Origin of the sequence: Streptococcus mitis (assembly GCF_001579035.1) — a bacterium.
In the GTDB taxonomy this organism is placed as follows: Bacteria; Bacillota; Bacilli; order Lactobacillales; family Streptococcaceae; genus Streptococcus; species Streptococcus mitis_J.
This window is the reverse complement of sequence record NZ_KQ970286.1, coordinates 193,402-193,903: the sequence shown is the minus strand read 5'-3', so window position 1 is coordinate 193,903 and position 502 is coordinate 193,402. Positions and strand designations below refer to the sequence as shown.

General features: G+C 41.6%; 1 protein-coding gene. It reads left to right on the top strand.

What is annotated here, in order from left to right:
* Window positions 1–502, top strand: a 502-nt coding sequence (locus tag SMIDD26_RS03260; RefSeq protein ID WP_280630510.1) for a solute carrier family 23 protein, incomplete at both ends; no start/stop codon positions are given.

Here is a 502-nt window from a genome sequence, read left to right as displayed (position 1 = left end):
AAAGTTCCAGTTTATCTAGGTTCTTCATTTGCCTTTATCACAGCAATGTCACTTGCTATGAAAGAAATGGGTGGTGATGTATCTGCTGCCCAAACAGGGGTTATCCTTACAGGTTTTATCTATGTGCTTGTGGCTGCAAGTGTTCGTTTTGCGGGTACAAAATGGATTGATAAACTCTTGCCACCAATCATCATCGGACCTATGATCATCGTTATCGGTCTTGGGCTTGCAGGTTCAGCAGTTACTAACGCTGGTCTTGTAGCGGATGGAAATTGGAAAAATGCTCTTGTAGCAGTTGTTACTTTCTTGATTGCTGCCTTTATCAATACAAAAGGAAAAGGCTTCCTACGAATCATTCCTTTCCTCTTTGCCATTATCGGTGGTTACCTCTTCGCACTAACTCTTGGCTTGGTTGACTTTACACCAGTTCTTAAAGCTAACTGGTTTGAAATTCCTGGTTTCTACTTGCCATTTAGCACAGGTGGTGCCTTTAAAGAATACA